The organism is Leisingera sp. S232 (assembly GCF_049800895.1).
In the GTDB taxonomy this organism is placed as follows: Bacteria; Pseudomonadota; Alphaproteobacteria; order Rhodobacterales; family Rhodobacteraceae; genus Leisingera.
The window spans coordinates 64,790-81,685 of record NZ_JBNAFX010000019.1; the positions used below are offsets into that span (position 1 = coordinate 64,790).

Annotated in this window: 15 protein-coding genes and 2 pseudogenes; 14 read left to right on the forward strand and 3 right to left on the reverse strand. The window is 56.9% G+C overall.

The features are described 5' to 3' along the window. Nucleotides 1–72 precede the first annotated feature (72 nt). Nucleotides 73–1,035, forward strand: coding sequence for a dihydropteroate synthase (locus tag ACP151_RS12770; RefSeq protein WP_424979287.1), 963 nt, complete (start codon nucleotides 73–75; stop codon nucleotides 1,033–1,035). A gap of 4 nt (nucleotides 1,036–1,039) precedes the next feature. Beyond that, on the forward strand, nucleotides 1,040–2,947 hold the full coding sequence (locus tag ACP151_RS12775) for an ASKHA domain-containing protein (protein ID WP_424979288.1): 1,908 nt from the start codon (nucleotides 1,040–1,042) through the stop codon (nucleotides 2,945–2,947). 10 nt (nucleotides 2,948–2,957) lie between these two features. On the opposite strand, the gene ACP151_RS12780 is transcribed toward ACP151_RS12775, so the two are convergent. After that, the gene (locus tag ACP151_RS12780; protein WP_424979289.1) at nucleotides 2,958–4,142 is read right to left on the reverse strand and encodes a DNA-processing protein DprA; all 1,185 of its coding nucleotides are present in this window, start codon (nucleotides 4,140–4,142) and stop codon (nucleotides 2,958–2,960) included. A gap of 15 nt (nucleotides 4,143–4,157) precedes the next feature. Continuing rightward, nucleotides 4,158–4,643 (reverse strand): hypothetical protein, encoded by a 486-nt coding sequence (locus ACP151_RS12785; RefSeq protein ID WP_424979290.1) that lies wholly within the window; start codon nucleotides 4,641–4,643, stop codon nucleotides 4,158–4,160. Between the two features lie 89 nt (nucleotides 4,644–4,732). On the opposite strand from ACP151_RS12785, the gene ACP151_RS12790 reads away from it, so the two are divergent. Beyond that, nucleotides 4,733–5,452, forward strand: a complete 720-nt coding sequence (locus tag ACP151_RS12790) for a hypothetical protein (protein WP_424979291.1) — start codon at nucleotides 4,733–4,735, stop codon at nucleotides 5,450–5,452. A gap of 15 nt (nucleotides 5,453–5,467) precedes the next feature. Next, a complete protein-coding gene (locus tag ACP151_RS12795; protein ID WP_424979292.1) occupies nucleotides 5,468–6,256 on the forward strand; it encodes an HAD-IIA family hydrolase in 789 nt (262 codons plus the stop codon). Nucleotides 6,257–6,318: 62 nt separating this feature from the next. On the opposite strand, the gene ACP151_RS12800 is transcribed toward ACP151_RS12795, so the two are convergent. Beyond that, entirely contained in the window at nucleotides 6,319–7,245 is a 927-nt protein-coding gene (locus ACP151_RS12800) for a LysR substrate-binding domain-containing protein (RefSeq protein ID WP_424979293.1), read from the reverse strand. Between the two features lie 221 nt (nucleotides 7,246–7,466). On the opposite strand from ACP151_RS12800, the gene ACP151_RS12805 reads away from it, so the two are divergent. The 10 genes and pseudogenes from ACP151_RS12805 to ACP151_RS12850 all read left to right on the forward strand — a co-directional run. Next, the gene (locus ACP151_RS12805; RefSeq protein ID WP_424979294.1) at nucleotides 7,467–8,432 is read left to right on the forward strand and encodes a TRAP transporter substrate-binding protein; all 966 of its coding nucleotides are present in this window, start codon (nucleotides 7,467–7,469) and stop codon (nucleotides 8,430–8,432) included. A 31-nt stretch (nucleotides 8,433–8,463) separates the two neighbouring features. Next, nucleotides 8,464–9,036: a TRAP transporter small permease subunit gene (locus ACP151_RS12810; RefSeq protein WP_424979295.1), complete on the forward strand. Its 573-nt coding sequence runs from the start codon at nucleotides 8,464–8,466 to the stop codon at nucleotides 9,034–9,036. 8 nt (nucleotides 9,037–9,044) lie between these two features. Further along, entirely contained in the window at nucleotides 9,045–10,403 is a 1,359-nt protein-coding gene (locus tag ACP151_RS12815; protein ID WP_424979296.1) for a TRAP transporter large permease, read from the forward strand. 207 nt (nucleotides 10,404–10,610) lie between these two features. After that, nucleotides 10,611–11,855, forward strand: coding sequence for a CaiB/BaiF CoA transferase family protein (locus ACP151_RS12820; RefSeq protein WP_424979297.1), 1,245 nt, complete (start codon nucleotides 10,611–10,613; stop codon nucleotides 11,853–11,855). A 57-nt stretch (nucleotides 11,856–11,912) separates the two neighbouring features. Next, nucleotides 11,913–12,668, forward strand: coding sequence for an MBL fold metallo-hydrolase (locus tag ACP151_RS12825; protein ID WP_424979298.1), 756 nt, complete (start codon nucleotides 11,913–11,915; stop codon nucleotides 12,666–12,668). A gap of 15 nt (nucleotides 12,669–12,683) precedes the next feature. Continuing rightward, a complete protein-coding gene (locus tag ACP151_RS12830) occupies nucleotides 12,684–14,159 on the forward strand; it encodes an NAD-dependent succinate-semialdehyde dehydrogenase (RefSeq protein WP_424979299.1) in 1,476 nt (491 codons plus the stop codon). After that, complete coding sequence (locus ACP151_RS12835; RefSeq protein ID WP_424979300.1) at nucleotides 14,156–15,280, forward strand: alcohol dehydrogenase catalytic domain-containing protein; 1,125 nt, start codon at nucleotides 14,156–14,158, stop codon at nucleotides 15,278–15,280. The genes ACP151_RS12830 and ACP151_RS12835 overlap by 4 nt, the downstream gene beginning before the upstream one ends. A 177-nt stretch (nucleotides 15,281–15,457) precedes the next feature. After that, nucleotides 15,458–15,664 carry a hypothetical protein gene (locus ACP151_RS12840; RefSeq protein ID WP_424979301.1) on the forward strand — a complete coding sequence of 69 codons (207 nt, stop codon included), beginning with the start codon at nucleotides 15,458–15,460 and terminating at the stop codon, nucleotides 15,662–15,664. A 6-nt stretch (nucleotides 15,665–15,670) separates the two neighbouring features. Next, a pseudogene (locus ACP151_RS12845) lies at nucleotides 15,671–16,534 on the forward strand (IS256 family transposase). A 277-nt stretch (nucleotides 16,535–16,811) separates the two neighbouring features. Then, nucleotides 16,812–16,896: pseudogene (locus ACP151_RS12850) on the forward strand (IS66 family insertion sequence element accessory protein TnpB); the annotation flags it as partial.

Here is a 16,896-nt window from a genome sequence, read left to right on the forward strand (position 1 = left end):
GGCTCTGACGCCGGGCCTCGACATTCATTTCATCGCCCATCTGCGGCGATTGCCCAGACATAGGACTGTTTCATGCAAGCGAACGGGCTTCAGATCATTGGTGAAAACTTCAACGCAACCCGCCGGGTCAAGGCGACAAGCCCCCGGATCATCGAGGAAGACGGGCGGGCCGCGTTAAAATACATAGGGTTGAATGGGCAGGAGGCGTATCTGGATGTCACCTCGGTTTATCCCGAAGAAAAATCCCAGCGGCGCAAGACCCAGATCACTCATATCGCGCAGGCCATGCGCATCAAGGATATGGACTATTTGAACTGGATCGTGATGGCCCAGGACCGGGCAGGTGCCACGATCATCGATGTCTGTATAGACGAGATTGCGATTGACCCGGCAGAGCGGCACGACTGGATGAAATGGATCATTCCGGTGGTACAGAAGATGACCGATCTGCCTTTGGCCATCGATTCATCCGACCCCCAGACTATCCAGGCCGGGCTGTCGGTTTATGACCGCGACCACAGCCGCCCAGCGATCAACTCGGTCAATCTGGAAGAAGGGCGCGGCGATCTGATCCCGATGGCTGCTGAATACAACGCATTGCTGTTTGCCAATGCCTCAGGCCGGGAAACGATGCCCAGCAACGCCGAAGAACGGGTCGAGAACCTCAACCAGATCATGGCGATGATGGATGCCGAAAACATTCCCATGACCGACAGGTATCTGGATCCGCTGGCCTTTCCGGTTGGCGCCGGGGGTGATTTTGCCAAGCACTATCTGGATGCCGTGGCGATGATCCGCAAGGAATATCCAGAAGTGCACATTTTTGGTGGGCATTCCAACACTTCTTTTGGCCTGCCCCAGCGCAAGGTCATCAACGAAGCGTTCTGCATTCTGTCGGTCATCGCGGGCTGTGATACGCTGATGATAGATCCGGTGCTGAACAGCCCCGATGTGTTCAACCGCTTCCATATGGCCAATGAGGCCCTGATGGGGCGGGATGAAATGTGCATGAACTACATCACGGCATATCGGTGATCTCATGAAGCCGACAACAGACCAACGCAACGCTGATCCGGATGCGGTGGACGTGGGTTCGAAAACGATCTGCGTCTCGTTCCAGACGCGCGATGGGGTAGCCAAGGTGACTGTACCCAAAGGAACCTCGATCCTCGAAGCGGCGTTGCAGGCGAAGGTGGATATTGAAACGACCTGCGGCAAACGGGGAACCTGCCGCAGTTGCCGGATCAAGGTGCTATCCGGGCGGGTGCCGCCCGAGACGCAGCAGGATCGTCAACAGCTTGGCACTGAGGAGTTGCAGGAGCGGTTTCGCCTCAGTTGTCAGACTAAGGCGATTGCCGATTGCACCATTGTGCCCTCGCCCCCCAAATCAGAGGCGGGGCTGAAGGTTCTGAATGCAGAACCCGCGCGGGACAAGCTGCGCGGTCCGATCTCAAGCGGTGTTGAGAAACATCTGGTGCATCCAAAGCCGCCGATGGATGAGAATGAGGAAACCTCGGACCTAGAAGAGGTCATGAAAACCATCGAAACGGGTGCAGGTGCAAAGCCCAAGCTTTCGGTGCTGCGGAAATTGCCCGGACTGCTGCGCGATGCCAAAGATGGGCTGACGGTAACGCTGTTCAACGGGGACATTGTTGATCTGGAAAAAGGTGACAGGACGGATCATGCCTATGGCATGGCGTTCGATATCGGCACCACCACCATTGCCGGCAGCCTGCTGAACCTGAGCAACGGGGAACAGATCGCCTCGGTCAGTGGAGTAAACCCGCAAGCAATCCACGGCGGGGATCTGATGTCGCGCATTTCCTTTGCGCAATTCGATGAGAAAAAGCTGGCAATTCTGCGGGGCAAGCTGCTGACAGCAATGAATGATTTCATTGCCGAGGCGGCGGAGCAGGCCGGGATTGAGCGCGGCAATATCTACAAGATCGTGGTGGTCGGGAACACCTGCATGCATCATGTGTTTCTGGGCATCGACACCAGCCATGTGGGGCTTGCTCCTTATGCGCCTGCTTTTCGTGATCCGCTGATCATCCCGTCGGGCGAGGTGCCGCTCAAGAATGCGCCCAACGCCCATGTCTGCACCCTGCCGATCATCGCGGGCTTTGTCGGTGCCGACACCATCGCGGCCCTGCTGGCCAGCCGCATTTATGAAAGCGATACAATACAGGCGGTTGTTGATATCGGCACAAATGGCGAAGTGGTTCTGGGCAACAAAGACAGGCTGATGGCCTGTTCCGCACCGGCTGGGCCTGCGTTAGAGGGGGGTGAAATTTCACAAGGTATGCGCGCCGCTGTAGGGGCCATCGACGCGATTGAAATTCATGAGAACGACGTGAGTGTTCGGACTATCGAAGATGCCCCCGCGATCGGAATTTGCGGGTCAGGCTTGATCGATATCGTGTCAAAACTGCGCGACCGAGAGCTGGTCAACAAACGCGGGCGGCTTTTGCACAAGGATTTCGAGCAATTGCCCAAAACCCTTGGCCAACGTTTTGTGCAAACCGAGAAATCACGCGGGTTTCGTTTGGTGTCTGGTACCGACTCGGGCAGCGGGCAGGACATCATCCTGACCCAAGCCGACATTCGTCAGCTGCAACTGGCAAAAGGTGCAATCTATTCGGCCATTTTGATGCTGCAACGGGTGCTGGAGGTCCGCGACGAAGATATCGACACGCTTTACCTTGCGGGTGGGTTCGGGAATTTTATCAACCTTGACAGCGCGATCAAAATCCGACTTCTGCCGCCGCTGGATCATGATCGTATCTCCTATGTCGGCAACGCGGCGCAACAGGGGGCTGAACTGGCCCTGCTGTCGGAAAGCGAACGCGAAAACACGGCCAAGATCGCAGCGCGGATTGAACATGTCGCCTTGGCAACGCGGATGGAATTTCAGGAACTGTTCGTAGATGCCTGCGATCTGCAATAAGAGGGCGGGGTCAGTGCCTGGTTGCCACCCACAGATCCTCGGCATCGGCAACAGGATGAACCGTGCCGCTTTCGGTAGCCTGGGCAAGCCACGCAACCGTCTGATCGAATGTGATCTCGAAATGGGCGGCGATGTCGGTCGTCGAAACCGGTCGTTTTGCGATAAGTTCCAGCTCGGTCTGGAACAGTCGGAACAAATCGCGCGCCGCCGACGGCTGTTGCACCGACCGGTCGGCCGGCTGCTGTCCCCGGCGGCTCCGAAGGTCCAGAAACAGCTGGGACACCTTGCGTGCATCCCGGATTTGGTCATGGGTGATCGGAGGCAGGCCCAGGTGCAAGAGCGCGCGGTTACCAGGCGGGATTGCGGGGCCCGACCGCACAAAGGCCGGTGCCCAGTTTCCCTTTCTGTTTTCCTCGGCACCCTGCCAGATCCCTCCCTTCGGGCGGGTTTCCGCAATCACGGTAAGGTCAGAAAGCGCGTATTGATATCGGTTGGCGCGCACCGCATTGCCGACCGAGAACCCCACATCTGGCGCAAAAGGTGTGACAATCGTCAGGGTCTGATCCGCCAGCGCCTTGGCAAAGCGGGGATGCACATGGGTTTTTTCCAGCTTGTCACACAGTATCATCAGCGCGCGCCCGCCGTTTTCGGTTGCCCCCTGTATGGCTGCCCGGTCCACGCCCCGCATATCACTGGAAATGACGGTCAGCGTTTCCTGGGCGCATCGTGCTGCCAGAGTTTGTGTAAACGAGATCGCCGCGTCCGAACTGTTGCGCGACCCGACAATGCATATGCCGCCCGCATCCAGAGACCCGTTCGGCCCGCTTCCAAACAACAAGGGTGGGCGGGCGCCTGCCAGCCTGCGCCGCAACTTGGCGGGATAGCCCGCGTCGGATTCGCCCAGAACCCAGATCCCACGATCCGCCCATGCTTCGACCGCGTCTGTGACCGCACGAAATCGCCGACGCAGCGCGACGATCTTGTCGAGCAGCGCGGTTTTGGGGATCAGCGAGGCCAGCACAGGATTTGGCAGCGTCAGGATATCCGCCAATGTATTACCGGCCTTGTCCAGGGCATCAGCCGTCTGGCGAAACTCGCTCTGGGTCAGCGGGCGCAGCCCACCATCGTCCGGCAGACGGATGCTCAGCATCGCGGCCACCAACGTATCTTCGCGCAGGGCAGAGATTTTTGTCATCACAGCATGCGCCACCTAAAGCGGTGGCAGTTCAACAAAGCCGGTTTCATTGTGCATCATCGCCCCGATGCGATCGGCGAACCGCTCTTTCAACTCAGCGTGTCGTGCCTGCGTGTTGTTATGCCCCGAAAACAAACGCCGCCCGTCCGGCGTGTTCAGAGCGTTCCACAGCGCGATGGGCACGGTATAGGTGGTCTGGTTATAGCGTTGAAACAAGGCGCCGACACCGGGTGGTGGTTTCAGAAAGCCCCGCTTTACCAAACCATTGATCAGCGGGTCGGCGTCCGGGGTCATAACAATCCGCCGCTCCGTCAGAACCAGAAATTCGACAAACGCGGCCTCTTCTTCGGTCAGCAGGGGCCATTGTGCATCCAGCGTCTCGGCCAGATCGCGCCCTTCACGCTGATCCACCAGAGCGTCATGCGCCTGTTTGTGCTGATCTTCATATGCCACCCGCTTGGATGCATCCCACAAGGATTTACGCGGTTTCGTCTGAGCCATGGTCCTGTTTGCTCCCCAATCCTGTGTCGGCGCAAGTATCATATGCAGTGGCGTCAGAATGCAAGCGCCTGGCCCAAAGAGGGGATGACATGTTGAATCCGGATCAAAACACAGGGCCATCGATCGACACCCTCTGCCAGCGGGCCACCGCGCCCAGAGTTGATCTGGCGCGGATGCTCAGGGCGCATGGGTATCGGCAACCCGACAGGATCCCCAAAAAGGTAATGGCCGAGGCCGAACGGGCGCGCGCCAACGCAGAAACCTATGCGGAGCCGCAATCCTTCTTTCGCATCGTGAAAATCGAGAGCCTTTCGGGTGGAAAGCTTGCGCTGAAGGACGGGCCAACCCTGACATGCGCGGCGTTCGACCATTGCCTAAACGGCTGCACCGAGGTTTGCATCTTTGTGACGACGCTGGGTGACAAGCTTGATGGCAGGATCAAAGCCTGTATGGGAGAGGCCGACTTCCAACCCCTGGAGGCGCTGTTCTTGGGCACTTTCGGCTGGCTGATGATCGAAGCGGTCACGCGCGAAATGATGCGGGATTTTAAAAGGGACATGGCAGCACATGGGCAGAGCCTGACTTTGCGCATGGGGCCGGGATATTCCTATCGTCAGCCGGGCAGGTCAGAGCGCGCGGTTTGGGATCTGACCGAACAGGCCGCACTTCTGAGCATATTCGATGACGTCGATCTGCCGATCAAGCTGACGCCCGGCTTTTCGATGAAACCAACAATGACGCGGTCCGGACTTGCCGGGCTAAAATTCAATAGCGCTGACAGGCCTGCAGGCCCTGTTACCCAAGCATGAAACACAGGACAAAATATGACGACCAAAGAAAACGCACCCGCACACCTGATCGATATGGATGGGGTTCTGATGCGAGGAACGGTTCCGATTGAAAAATCGGCAGACTACATCCGGCTCTTGACCGATCAGGGAATTCCTTTCGTGGTGTTTTCCAACAACTCACGCTTTACGCCCGAAGTAATGGCCCTGCGTTTGCAGGACGTCGGGTTTTCCGTCGAGGCCGACGACATATACACTTCCGCGCTGACCACCGCCCATTTTGTGGCGCTGCAAAAACCGGACGCAAGTTGCTTTGTGATTGGCGAAGATGGCCTGGAACGGGCATTGGAGCGTGAAGGCATCGCGTTCAACGACAAGGATCCCGACTACGTCATTGTAGGCGAGTCAGTGAATTACTCGTTTTCCGAAATGGCGAAAGGGGCGCAGCTGATTTCTTCAGGCGCCAAGTTCATCGGCACCAATCCAGACAATACCATACCGGTCGAATTTGGCCTTTATCCCGCTTGCGGTGCGGCCTGTGCATTGATCGAAACCGCGACCGGGGCGAAACCTTACTTTCTTGGCAAACCCAACCCGTTCATGATGCGCGCGGCCCTGGATCGCCTTGGCGTGCGCGCCGCCGATGCAATCATGGTTGGCGACCGGCTGGACACCGATATCATCGCGGGGATGGAGCTTGGCCTTAGAACCGGTCTGGTCCTGACCGGGGCCAGCAAGATGGAGGACCTGAAAAAATATCCTTACGGGCCAGATATCATCGTTGATTGCCTGTACGATCTTGGCAAAAAGCTTGGGATTGATTGACGGTTAAGCGAAATTGCCCGCCCGGGTTTCGGAGAGAACGTCTTCTGTCAACCTGACGTGCTCTAGGCCCTGAAACTGCGGACCCAATCGGTTTCTTTTGCAAGCACATCCCGGCAGACCTGAACTACCGCTTGCACGGCTTGGGTCTGCCTTGAACTTCTCAGCACAGACACGCCGTAGTTAACCTTTGGCATCTCTTCCTTGATTGGACGCGCCACCACCCGCTTTCCGGTATAGGTCGTGTCGGCGGGCGGTTTCATCAAAAGCACAGAAAACCCCTGCCCAAGCCCGACCAGATTGCGCAACAGTTCGTATGATTTGATCCGTTGGCCCTGCTTTGGCTTTAGGTCGTATTCTTCAAAAAGGCTTCGGAAAAAGAACTCAGTGACCGGCAGGTCCAGGGTGATCATCTCGCGTTCAGCCAGATCAAAAAGCGATACTTTTTCCTGCTTCGACAATGGATCGTCTTCGGGCAGCAAGGCATAGGGATTGACGTGGAACAGGGGTTCAAATTCAATTTGGTGATCCTGCTGCATGTCGTACATCAGCGCGATATCCAAAACCCCAGACTTTAGCTGTTTGTTCAATTCATCAAGGCTTTCCTCGGTGAAATTGATGGTGATGTCAGTGTATTTCTCAGAAATTCCTTTGAGGATATAGGGCATCACGAACGGTGAAGTCAGTGTGAAACAGCCAACCGAGACGGTTCCCCGCATCCCATAGCCCAATCCCAGCACATTGGCTTCGAACGAATCGCACTCGTTCAGTAAGGCGCGTGCCTGACTGATAAAATCCCGTCCGCTTTGCGTGAGGGTGACGTTTTTTGCCGGATGCCTCAGAAAGATCGACAGCCCGAACTCTGCTTCCAGCTCGCGGATTGCCAGGCTGATCCCAGGTTGGGAAATACCTAAGGATTTGGCGGCTTTGGTGACGCTGCCATTGTCGGCAACGGCCACTGCAAATCGCAACTGACGCAGAGTAAAAGCCAACGAGATTCAGCTCCTTTTTTGCAACCAAATAAGATTTTGGTATGTGAAAGCCATCTATTATCTATTTGACCTATGGATACCTCCAGCGGACAGTTGTTGCAATAAAACTGTCACTTAAAAGTGCAATAAGCCGAAAAAGATTTCGGCAATACCCAAGGGAGGAAACCATGAAATTAATGCTTACCACAGCTGTGGCTTGCTTGATGTGTAGTGGCGCGGCGATGGCCGACAAGCTGGACGTTGCAAGTACATTTGGCACCAACAATCTGCTCGGGCAAATGGGAAATAAATTTGCCGAGAATGTAGCGGTTGCTACTGGTGGCGAACTTGAATTGGAACTGCACGAGCCCGGTGATCTTGTCCCAACTCTTGAAGTCTTTGACGCGGTTGCGTCCGGAGCGATTGACGCGGGCTGGGACTGGATGGGTTACTGGTCGGGTACCGTGCCTGTCGCCCAGTTCTACGGCGGGCTGCCTTTTGGTCCGACATCCGAAGTCTCGTCTTCCTGGATGTGGAATGGTGGCGGCATCGAGATCATCCGTCGCGAATATGCCAAACATGGTGTGATGGTGTTCCCGTGCTTCATTGAGCCTCAGGAAACGGCCGGTTGGTATCGGGAAGAGATCACAGGCCCGGAAAGCTATGACGGTATGAAGATCCGGATTTCCGGTCTGGGCGCAAAAGTGCTGACCAAACTGGGCGCATCGACCCAGTTGGTTCCCGGCGGTGAAACCTACCTGGCACTGGAACGCGGTCGCGTTGATGCGGCCGACTTTGCCATCCCGACAGTTGACGAGGCCATGGGCTTCTATGAAATCGCCAAGTACAACTATTTCCCGGGTTGGCACCAGTCGGCAAGCTGGTTCTCGTTCATCATGAACAAAGACATCTATGACAGCTACAGCGACGAGCGCAAAGCGCAGCTGCATCTGGCCTGCCAGGCCACCATTCAATACACGTTCAACCGTCTTCCTGCCGAGCAGATGGACGTGATTGCGCGCATGGCTGACAAAGGTGCTATCACCAAGCGTCTGCCTGACAGCGTCATGGAACGTTTGCGCGAAGCCTGGGGCGAAGTGCTGGCCGAAGAAATGGCTGCCAAGCCGGTTGTCAAGGAGATGTACGAATCCTTGCAAGCGCACCAGGCCAAAGTCAACGCTTGGAACGCGCTGCAAAGCAACGACTAAGCTGACCCTGACTTAAAGCGGAGACCAGTTTGTGACTTCCCTTATCGTCGAAATCGCCCGGTTTATTGAACGAGTTGGACGTTGGTTGGGAGAGGTCACAAGCTGGTTTGCGCTTGGCACTCTGATCTCTGTTCTTGTGGCCGTGGTTGCCAGCGCGATGCGTGCCAATGTAATGCTGACATGGGGAAATGATATCCCCCTGTTCGGCGACAACCTCACTGTCAACGATGTGATCGACCTGGAATGGCACTTCTTTGCCATCATGGTCATGATCGGCGGCACCTATGCCTATCTGGATGACAGACATGTCCGGTCTGATCTGATCTATTCCGGGTTGTCCCGTCGTGGAAAACGTTGGATCGACAGTTTGGGCGACGTGTTCTTGATGCTGCCCTTTGCTGGTGTCATGTGCTGGTTGTCGATCGGCTTTGTCATGCGGTCCTATAACACCGGCGAAGGATCGGATTACGGTGGGATGCTTGATCGCTTTCTGGTCAAATCCACCATCCCGATCGGTTTTTCCCTTTTGTTCCTTATCATCCTCGCCCGTGTCATTCGGCGCTTTCTGGATGATGAGGCCCTACAAGATTCTGCAGAAAGCTAGGCTCACTTATGGAGTTTATTGTCGAATACAGCTGGGCGAGCGCCATGATCGTCGCATTGATCATTGGCGTTTTCACCGGCTATCCGGTTGCCTTCCTCCTTTGTGGTCTTGGCATCGTCTTTGCCCTGGCGTCGGGCATTCCGTTGCGTTTCATGGGCACGGTGGTATCCAAAATCTATGCCGGAACGCTGTCGAACTGGCTGCTGCTTGCCGCGCCACTTTTCATTTTCATGGGCCTGATGCTAGACCGCTCCGGGCTGGCCGAACGGCTTTTGCTGACGCTTGAACGTGTCTGCGGGCGGTTGCCTGGCGGGCTGGCCTTGTCCGTCGCGCTGCTGGGCATTGTCATGGCGGCCAGCACCGGGATCGTTGGCGCATCGGTCATGCTGTTGGGTGTCATCGCGCTGCCTGTGATGATCCGCCAGGGGTATGACCCCCGGTTTGCCACCGGCGTTACGGCTGCTTGTGGCACGTTGGGTATCCTGATCCCGCCCAGCATTATGTTGGTCTTTATGGGGGCCATCCTGCAGGTTTCTGTGGGGGACATGTTCAAGGCGGCGTTTCTGCCGGGCTTGTTGCTGGGGGCGGTCTATATCCTTTACATCGTCGGAGTTGGGATTTTCACCCCTCACCGGGCCCCTGTCCCTGACCGCGCTGAAATCGCCAAACTGGCCGAAAACGGCGCCCCGCTTTGGATTGAAGTCATCCAGAACCTTCTGGGCCCTTTGTTCCTGATCGTTGCTGTTCTTGGGTCGATCATGGTTGGCCTTGCCACCCCGACCGAAGCCGCCGGTATCGGCGCCGCAGGAGCGATGATATTGGCGCTGATGACGCGCAAGCTCAACTTTTCGGTTCTGCGCGACGTGGTGCGGGATACCTCGAAAACAACGGCTATGGTGATTTTCGTCATGATCGGGGCCGCTTGTTTCAGCGCCGTTTTTAAACGCCTCGGCGGCGACGACATGATCGAAGAACTATTCATAGGAACTGGGTTCGGACCCTATGGCTTGTTGATCCTGATGATGGGCCTGATCTTTGTTATGGGCTTCTTTCTGGAATGGATCGAGATCAGCTTTATTGTCATGCCGCTGTTCGCTCCGATTGTCACAACACTGGACTTTGGATTTGAGGCAACGGGACTTGAGCTGCTTGTCTGGTTTGCAATCCTGGCTGCGGTGAATATGCAGACCTCATTTATCACACCGCCATTCGGTTACGCGCTGTTTTATTTGCGCGGTGTGGCGCCCGAAGGAGTCGATATCAAGCTGATATATCAGTCTTCGATTCCTTTTGTGATTTTGCAGCTGATTTGCCTGACAATTTTGGTGGTTTTCCCTGACATTGTTCTCTGGCTCACAAGGCTATGACTTGGCGTTCTATATCCAATTACATGCGTGTTGGCCGGTTTCTGTGATCAGGACGCGCCAGCCAAGAAACAACCTATATAAAAAATAGGTATGCACTGTAAATCTATTATCTATTTTTCAAATGAATATGGGCCGGATAGATTTTGAAAGTAAGAACAAACCAGCATCCCTGTGGGTGTCCGGTTTTTGGGAAAGAGGCCAAAGTCGATGAATGACTCCGTTTCAAATCGTGATAATGTGCCGGGGCCGTTGGCAGGTGTCAAAGTTCTGGACCTCAGCCGCATTCTGGCGGCGCCGTCCTGCACCCAGATACTGGGTGATCTTGGCGCCGATGTGATCAAGGTCGAACGTCCGGGTTCGGGCGATGATATCCGCACCTGGGGTCCGCCCTTTCTGAAAGATGATGCCGGAAACGACACCACGGAAAGCGGCTATTACCTGTCGACAGGGCGCAACAAACGCTCGATCTGCATTGATTTTTCCCAACCCGAAGGGGCTGAGCTGTTGCTGCAGTTGATGGGGAAATGCGATGTGTTTGTCGAGAATTACAAAGTTGGCGGGCTGGCCAAATACGGCCTGGACTATGACAGCGTAAAACAGCGTTACCCTGAGATGATCTATTGCTCGGTCACCGGGTACGGGCAAACCGGCCCTTACGCCCCGCGCCCTGGTTATGACATGGTGGCGCAATGTCTGGGTGGCCTGATCAGCATGGTCGGCGAAGAGGGCCGTCCGCCGTCCAAGGTGCCGATCGCCATCGACGATATCATGACGGGCATGTATGCTTGCGTCGGAATTCTTGCGGCTTTGCGCCACCGTGATCAGACCGGGGTGGGCCAGCAGATCGACCTGGCGTTGTTGGATGTGCAGCTGGCGTGGCTCTACAATCAGGGCGTCAATCATTTCATCGATGGCCAGATCCCGAAACGTATGGGCAGCGCCCATCCCAATATTGCGCCTTATCAAATCTACGAGGCGCAGGATGGCTATGTTTTGCTGGGCGCTGCCAACGACACGCAGTTCAGAAAATTCTGTGCATTTGTCGGGCGCGAAGACCTGGCGGAAAGACCGGATTTCAAAACCAACCGGGACCGGGTCCAAAACCGGCATTTGGTGAACCACGAGGTATCCCAAATCATCGCCACCCAAAGCGTCGAGTATTGGGTGGCCGAGATGTCGAAGATCGCGCTGACCTGCTCCAAGGTCAACAATGTGGCAGAGGCCTTTGAAGACCCGCAGGTCATTGCCCGCGAGATGAAGATCCAGATGAAACACCCAATGACCGAAAGGCCGGTGGATCTGATTGCCAGCCCGCTCAATCTGTCGGAAACGCCGGTCAGCTATCGCCAGGCACCGCCAACTTTGGGGGAACACACCGACCAGGTGATCGCTGAGTATTTGGGGCTCAGCCAAGAACGCATCAAGGAACTGAAAACTGCAGGCGTGTTGTGACTGTTGTGGTGGGCCCAACCGGGCAAACAGCAAGCATGACCCAAATGGACAAAGAAAATGACTGACACTGAAATCAACACACTTACATTTGCCGGTTGCGGGGATGCCTTTGGCTCGGGGGGACGGTTCAACACCTGTTTTGTCGTCGATGTCGAAGGACTGCGCTATGCCATTGATTTTGGGGCGACCTCACTGGTTGCTTTGCAGCAGGTCGGGATCAAACACTCTTCGATTGATGTGGTTGTGATCTCGCATATTCACGCGGACCATTGCTCAGGCATCCCGTCGATGCTGTTGGATTCCATGTTGGCGGCCAAGCGGACCAAGCCTTTGATCATTGCAGGGCCGAAAGACACCGAGCAGCGGTTGCGGGACATGATGGAAAGCATGCTGCCGGGCAGCAATATCATGGTTCCGAAATTCGATCTGACCTTTGTGGAAATGGAACTGTTCAAACCCAACAAGGTTGGGGACAAAATGATTGTGACGCCGTATCCGGCGGACCATACGCCCAAGACCCACCCGATGTCCCTGCGGATCGACGCCGGTGGCAAGACGGTCTCTTACTCAGGCGACACTGCCTGGACGGAACATGTCACCAAAGTGTCGGACGGTGCGGACCTGTTTGTTTGCGAAAGCTATTTCTATGAAAAGCCCATCCGCTTTCACATCAACTACCCCGATGTGAAAGAGCATTGGGACGAGTTCAACGCAAAACGCATCGTCCTGACCCATATGGGCCCCGAGATGCTGGCTATGGCCAATCAGGTGCCCGAGGAATGCGCCTATGACGGGCTCGTGGTCAAATTCTGAAAATTGCAGCAGTGAATGGGACGCACGAACGTGACGGGAAGCCTTGCCAAAATGTATATCGCCGGTGCCTGGGTTCAGGGCGGATCGGGGAATGTGCAGGACATCATCAATCCGGCCACCGGTGATGCCATCGGACAGTTGTGTCTGGCCGATTCCAATGACCTGGAGCGCGCCTTGGCATCCGCTGAACGCGGGTTGCAGATTTGGGGCGCTGTCCCCGCCTGGGATCGGGGCCGCATCCTGAAGGATGCCGCCGCCTTGATGCGGGAACGCAGCGCCGAGATCAGTCGCCTGATGACGCTTGAGCATGGCAAGACCCTGGCCGAGGCTCAGGTGGAACTGCTACGCGCCGCCGATTTCATCGAATGGGGCGGCGAAGAGGCCCGCCGGGTGGCATCGCGCCAGTTCGGAGCCCGCGATCCTGACGCTACGGTTACCATTCAATACGGGCCCGTCGGCGTGGTCGCAGCGTTTTCGCCGTGGAATTACCCGGTTCTACAGGCCTCAAAGAAACTGGCGGCGCTGTTGGCGGCGGGATGTTCCTGTGTTCTGAAACCGGCGGAAGAAACCCCCAGCGCCACAATCGCGTTTCTGCAATGCCTGATCGACGCCGGTTTGCCGGCAAATGTGGTCAACATGGTGTTCGGCGTCCCCAGCGAGGTGTCGTCCTTTCTGATCAGCGACCCGCGCGTTGCCAAAATCACCTTCACCGGGTCGGTGCCCGTGGGCAAACTGCTCGCTTCGCAGGCGGGTCAGCATATGAAGCCGGTGACAATGGAGCTTGGCGGCCATTCCCCGGTTCTGGTCTGTGAAGATGCCGATCTGGACAGTGCTATTGATATTCTGGTTTTGCGCAAATTCGCAAATTCCGGCCAGGTCTGCGTGTCTCCGAACCGGATTTTCGTCCACGAAAGCATCGTGGAAGAGTTCACCAGACGGTTCTGCGAAAAAGCATCCCAGGTCGTTGTCGGGGACGGGTCGCAAAACGATGTGACCATGGGCCCTCTGGCCAACTTGCGTCGGCTCGAAGCAATACAAGGCCTGGTCAATGATGCGGTTGCGCGTGGCGCGCGCGTCGTCATGGGCGGAGCCCGGCTGGACGGCGCTGGGTATCTTTTCCCCCCCACGGTATTGCGGGATGTCTCGGAAGACAGTGACCTGATGACAGTCGAACCCTTCGGACCGGTCGTGCCAATCGTGTCGTTTAGCAACTATGACGACGTATTGCGCCGCGCCAATGATACAGAATACGGGCTGGCAGCATATATCTTCAGCCGCGATGAAAAACGGCAACGCTATCTGGCTGATCGCCTGATCGTCGGCACCATTGGAATCAACGACATACCCGCGCATACCGCCGATATCCCGCTGGGCGGGTGGAAAGACAGCGGTTATGGCGTCGAAGGCGGAACCGAAATGACCCAAGCCTATCTGAAAAGCAAATTCCTCTACACTAAAAATGCGGCCTGGCGCCCGGAGAGTGGTGCATGAAAATCAAAGCTGCCATCCTGAGGCAATCCGGTTTGCCTGCCCCCTTTCGCGACAGCAAACCGCTGAGCATCGAGACCATCGATCTGGACCCTCCCGGAGCGCAGGAGGTTTTGATCCAGATCAAAGCCGCGGGTCTGTGCCATTCTGATCTTGTGGCGATCGACGGCGAACGCCCCAAACCGATGCCGATTGTTCTGGGTCACGAGACCATGGGCGTGGTTGCAGAAGTGGGCCCGGGTGTCACCGCATTCGAGGTCGGTGATCATGTCATTCCTTCGTTTGTGGCCAGTTGCGGCAAGTGCAATATGTGCCGCACCGGTCGCCCCAGCCTGTGTGAACCAGCATCGGTGGCAAATGCCCAGGGCACCTTGATGGGCGGGCATATACGCCTGCACCAGAACGGTCAGAAGATCTTTCACCATTCCGGCGTCGCAGCCTTCGCGGAATATGCCGTCATGTCGGAATGCTCGCTGGTGAAGATCGACCCAAGCATTCCTGCCCAACACGCGGCTTTGCTGGGCTGTGCCGTGATGACGGGCGCGGGTGCGGTCACCAACACGGCTGACATATCGGTGGGCGATACGGTCGCCGTTATCGGTGTCGGTGGCGTGGGTCTGAGCGCGATTATGGCCGCGGCCGCGGCGGGGGCGTCACAGGTTATCGCGATTGATCTGAGCGAAGCAAAACTAGATACCGCCCGCAAATTCGGAGCCACCCACGGGTTCCTTGCGTCAAGTCCGGATATCGAAGCCGATTTGAAATCTCTGACCGACGGAGGCGTCCATATTGCCATTGAGTCGGCAGGCGCCCCCAAGGCGTTGGAGCTTGCCTTCGGCCTGACCCGGGTCGGAGGCAAGACCATCGCGGCCGGATTGCCCAACCCCAGCCGCCAAATCAGCATCTCGCACTTTATCCTAGGTGCCCAGGAACGATCCTTGAAGGGCAGTTACATGGGCAGCTGTATTCCCGCCCGTGATATCCCGAAGTTTCTGACCATGTACCAGCAGGGGGCGCTGCCGATTGACCGTTTGGCCGGTGACGAACTGTCCCTGAACGAACTCAACGAGGCGTTTGACATGATGATGCAGGGCAACACACTCAGAAGCGTATTGGTGCCATAGGTTATCAAGCGGCTGTGCAAGGATTGTTCCTGCTATGTGATCACCCTCGGGTGCGTAGTCTGCCAGGATCCAGCGAGCTATGGCTGAATCTTGTGTTTGGACGGTTTGAAAGCTGGCGGTGCAACTGGTTGGTTTGATGTCGCCAAACAAACCAACGACCATCGAGGACGCACCACCATGAATGACGCTGCCATCATCGAATTTGCCGGTCGAGACACCGTGTCGGACCCACTAGATCTTCTGCGAACGGACGCGCGGGAGCTTCTGCAAGCGGCTGTCGAGACGGAACTGGACGCTTTCCTGACCGCATTTGCGAAACATCGCTCGCCGGAGGGCCGGGCCGCGGTTGTTCGGACCGGACACCACCGCGAACGCGCCGTGTAGGCCGGGATCGGCCCGGTCACGGTGCAGATCCCGAAGCTGCGCTCCAAGACGGGCGCGCCTGTGGCGTTCCGCCCGGCGCCGGTTCCGCCTTACGTCCGCAAGGCGAAGTCGATTGAGGCAGCGCTGCCCTGGCTGTACCTCAAGGGCATCTCTACGGGCGAGATGGGCGCGGCACTCAAGGCGCTCCTGGGCCCGGACGCGACCGGCTTCTCGGCCAAGACTGTGGCGCGGCTGAAGACGCAATGGGCGGCCGATTCTGTCGCCTGGCGCAAGGCCGATCTTGGCCGTGATGAATGGGTCAAGACGGGGGCTAAAGCGGCTTGCGCGGCACAGATGACCGGCTCTGCGCCCTGGTCGTGATCGGCGTCAATGCGCGATTTCCTGGCCATTGAGGACGGCGTGCGGGAAAGCACCCAAAGCTGGCGCGAGATCCTGCTGGGGCTCAAAAGCTGCGGCCTCAACGCTCAGAAACTGGTGGTCGGCGACGGGGCCATGGGATTTTGGGCGGCTCTTGAGGAAGCCTATCCCACCACCCGGCAACAGCGCTGCTGGGTGCATAAGACGGGCAACGTTCTGAACGATCTGCCAAAGCGCAGTCAGCCCAAGGCAAAGAAGGCGCTGCACGACATCTGGCAGGCCGGGACCCATGAAGATGCCCGCAAGGAGTTTGACTTGCTCGTCGGCACCTACGAAGCAAAATACCCCAAGGCAGTCGCATGCCTGATCAAGGACTGCGACGAACTTCTGACCTTCTACGACTTCCCGGCCCAGCACTGGCAGAGCATCAGGACGTCAAGTCCCATCGAGAGCGCGTTCGCCACCATCCGCCACCGCACGAAACGCACCAAGGGATGCCTAACAGGCCGCTGAATTAGTCAGGCCAGTGGGACGCTGTTCGCCGTGTTGGAATGAGTTCTCTCACCGGTCTTCCGGCTTGGGTGGCTGGAGGCAGGCCTGCGTTCCCCCCTCCAGCCTTATTCCGCCAGCAACCGGGGTAGCCGGGCGAGATCCGTATGCATCCGGTCTGCCCGCACTGACGGTGCTCGTTAGTGAGGGATAATGTCCATGAGCGAACAAGTGGACATTACCGGGGGTAGGCATGGCAAAGCGGCGCAGGCGGCGGACTTGGTCTGAAGACGAGAAGCGTATGGTTTGCGCGCAGACGCGGGGGACTGGTGTATCGGTTGCGCAGGTTGCACGGCGCTACGATGTGAACGCGAACCAGGTCTTCA

Bases quoted from the DNA above. Each gene is read 5' to 3' on its own strand.
- ACP151_RS12770 (WP_424979287.1), top strand. From the start codon at position 73: ATGCAAGCGAACGGGCTTCAGATCATTGGTGAAAACTTCAACGCAACC.
- ACP151_RS12830 (WP_424979299.1), top strand. From the start codon at position 12,684: ATGGGACGCACGAACGTGACGGGAAGCCTTGCCAAAATGTATATCGCC.
- ACP151_RS12825 (WP_424979298.1), top strand. From the start codon at position 11,913: ATGACTGACACTGAAATCAACACACTTACATTTGCCGGTTGCGGGGAT.
- ACP151_RS12790 (WP_424979291.1), top strand. From the start codon at position 4,733: ATGTTGAATCCGGATCAAAACACAGGGCCATCGATCGACACCCTCTGC.
- ACP151_RS12785 (WP_424979290.1), bottom strand. From the start codon at position 4,643: ATGGCTCAGACGAAACCGCGTAAATCCTTGTGGGATGCATCCAAGCGG.
- ACP151_RS12805 (WP_424979294.1), top strand. From the start codon at position 7,467: ATGGCCGACAAGCTGGACGTTGCAAGTACATTTGGCACCAACAATCTG.
- ACP151_RS12795 (WP_424979292.1), top strand. From the start codon at position 5,468: ATGACGACCAAAGAAAACGCACCCGCACACCTGATCGATATGGATGGG.
- ACP151_RS12840 (WP_424979301.1), top strand. From the start codon at position 15,458: ATGAATGACGCTGCCATCATCGAATTTGCCGGTCGAGACACCGTGTCG.
- ACP151_RS12815 (WP_424979296.1), top strand. From the start codon at position 9,045: ATGGAGTTTATTGTCGAATACAGCTGGGCGAGCGCCATGATCGTCGCA.
- ACP151_RS12780 (WP_424979289.1), bottom strand. From the start codon at position 4,142: ATGACAAAAATCTCTGCCCTGCGCGAAGATACGTTGGTGGCCGCGATG.
- ACP151_RS12835 (WP_424979300.1), top strand. From the start codon at position 14,156: ATGAAAATCAAAGCTGCCATCCTGAGGCAATCCGGTTTGCCTGCCCCC.
- ACP151_RS12820 (WP_424979297.1), top strand. From the start codon at position 10,611: ATGAATGACTCCGTTTCAAATCGTGATAATGTGCCGGGGCCGTTGGCA.
- ACP151_RS12775 (WP_424979288.1), top strand. From the start codon at position 1,040: ATGAAGCCGACAACAGACCAACGCAACGCTGATCCGGATGCGGTGGAC.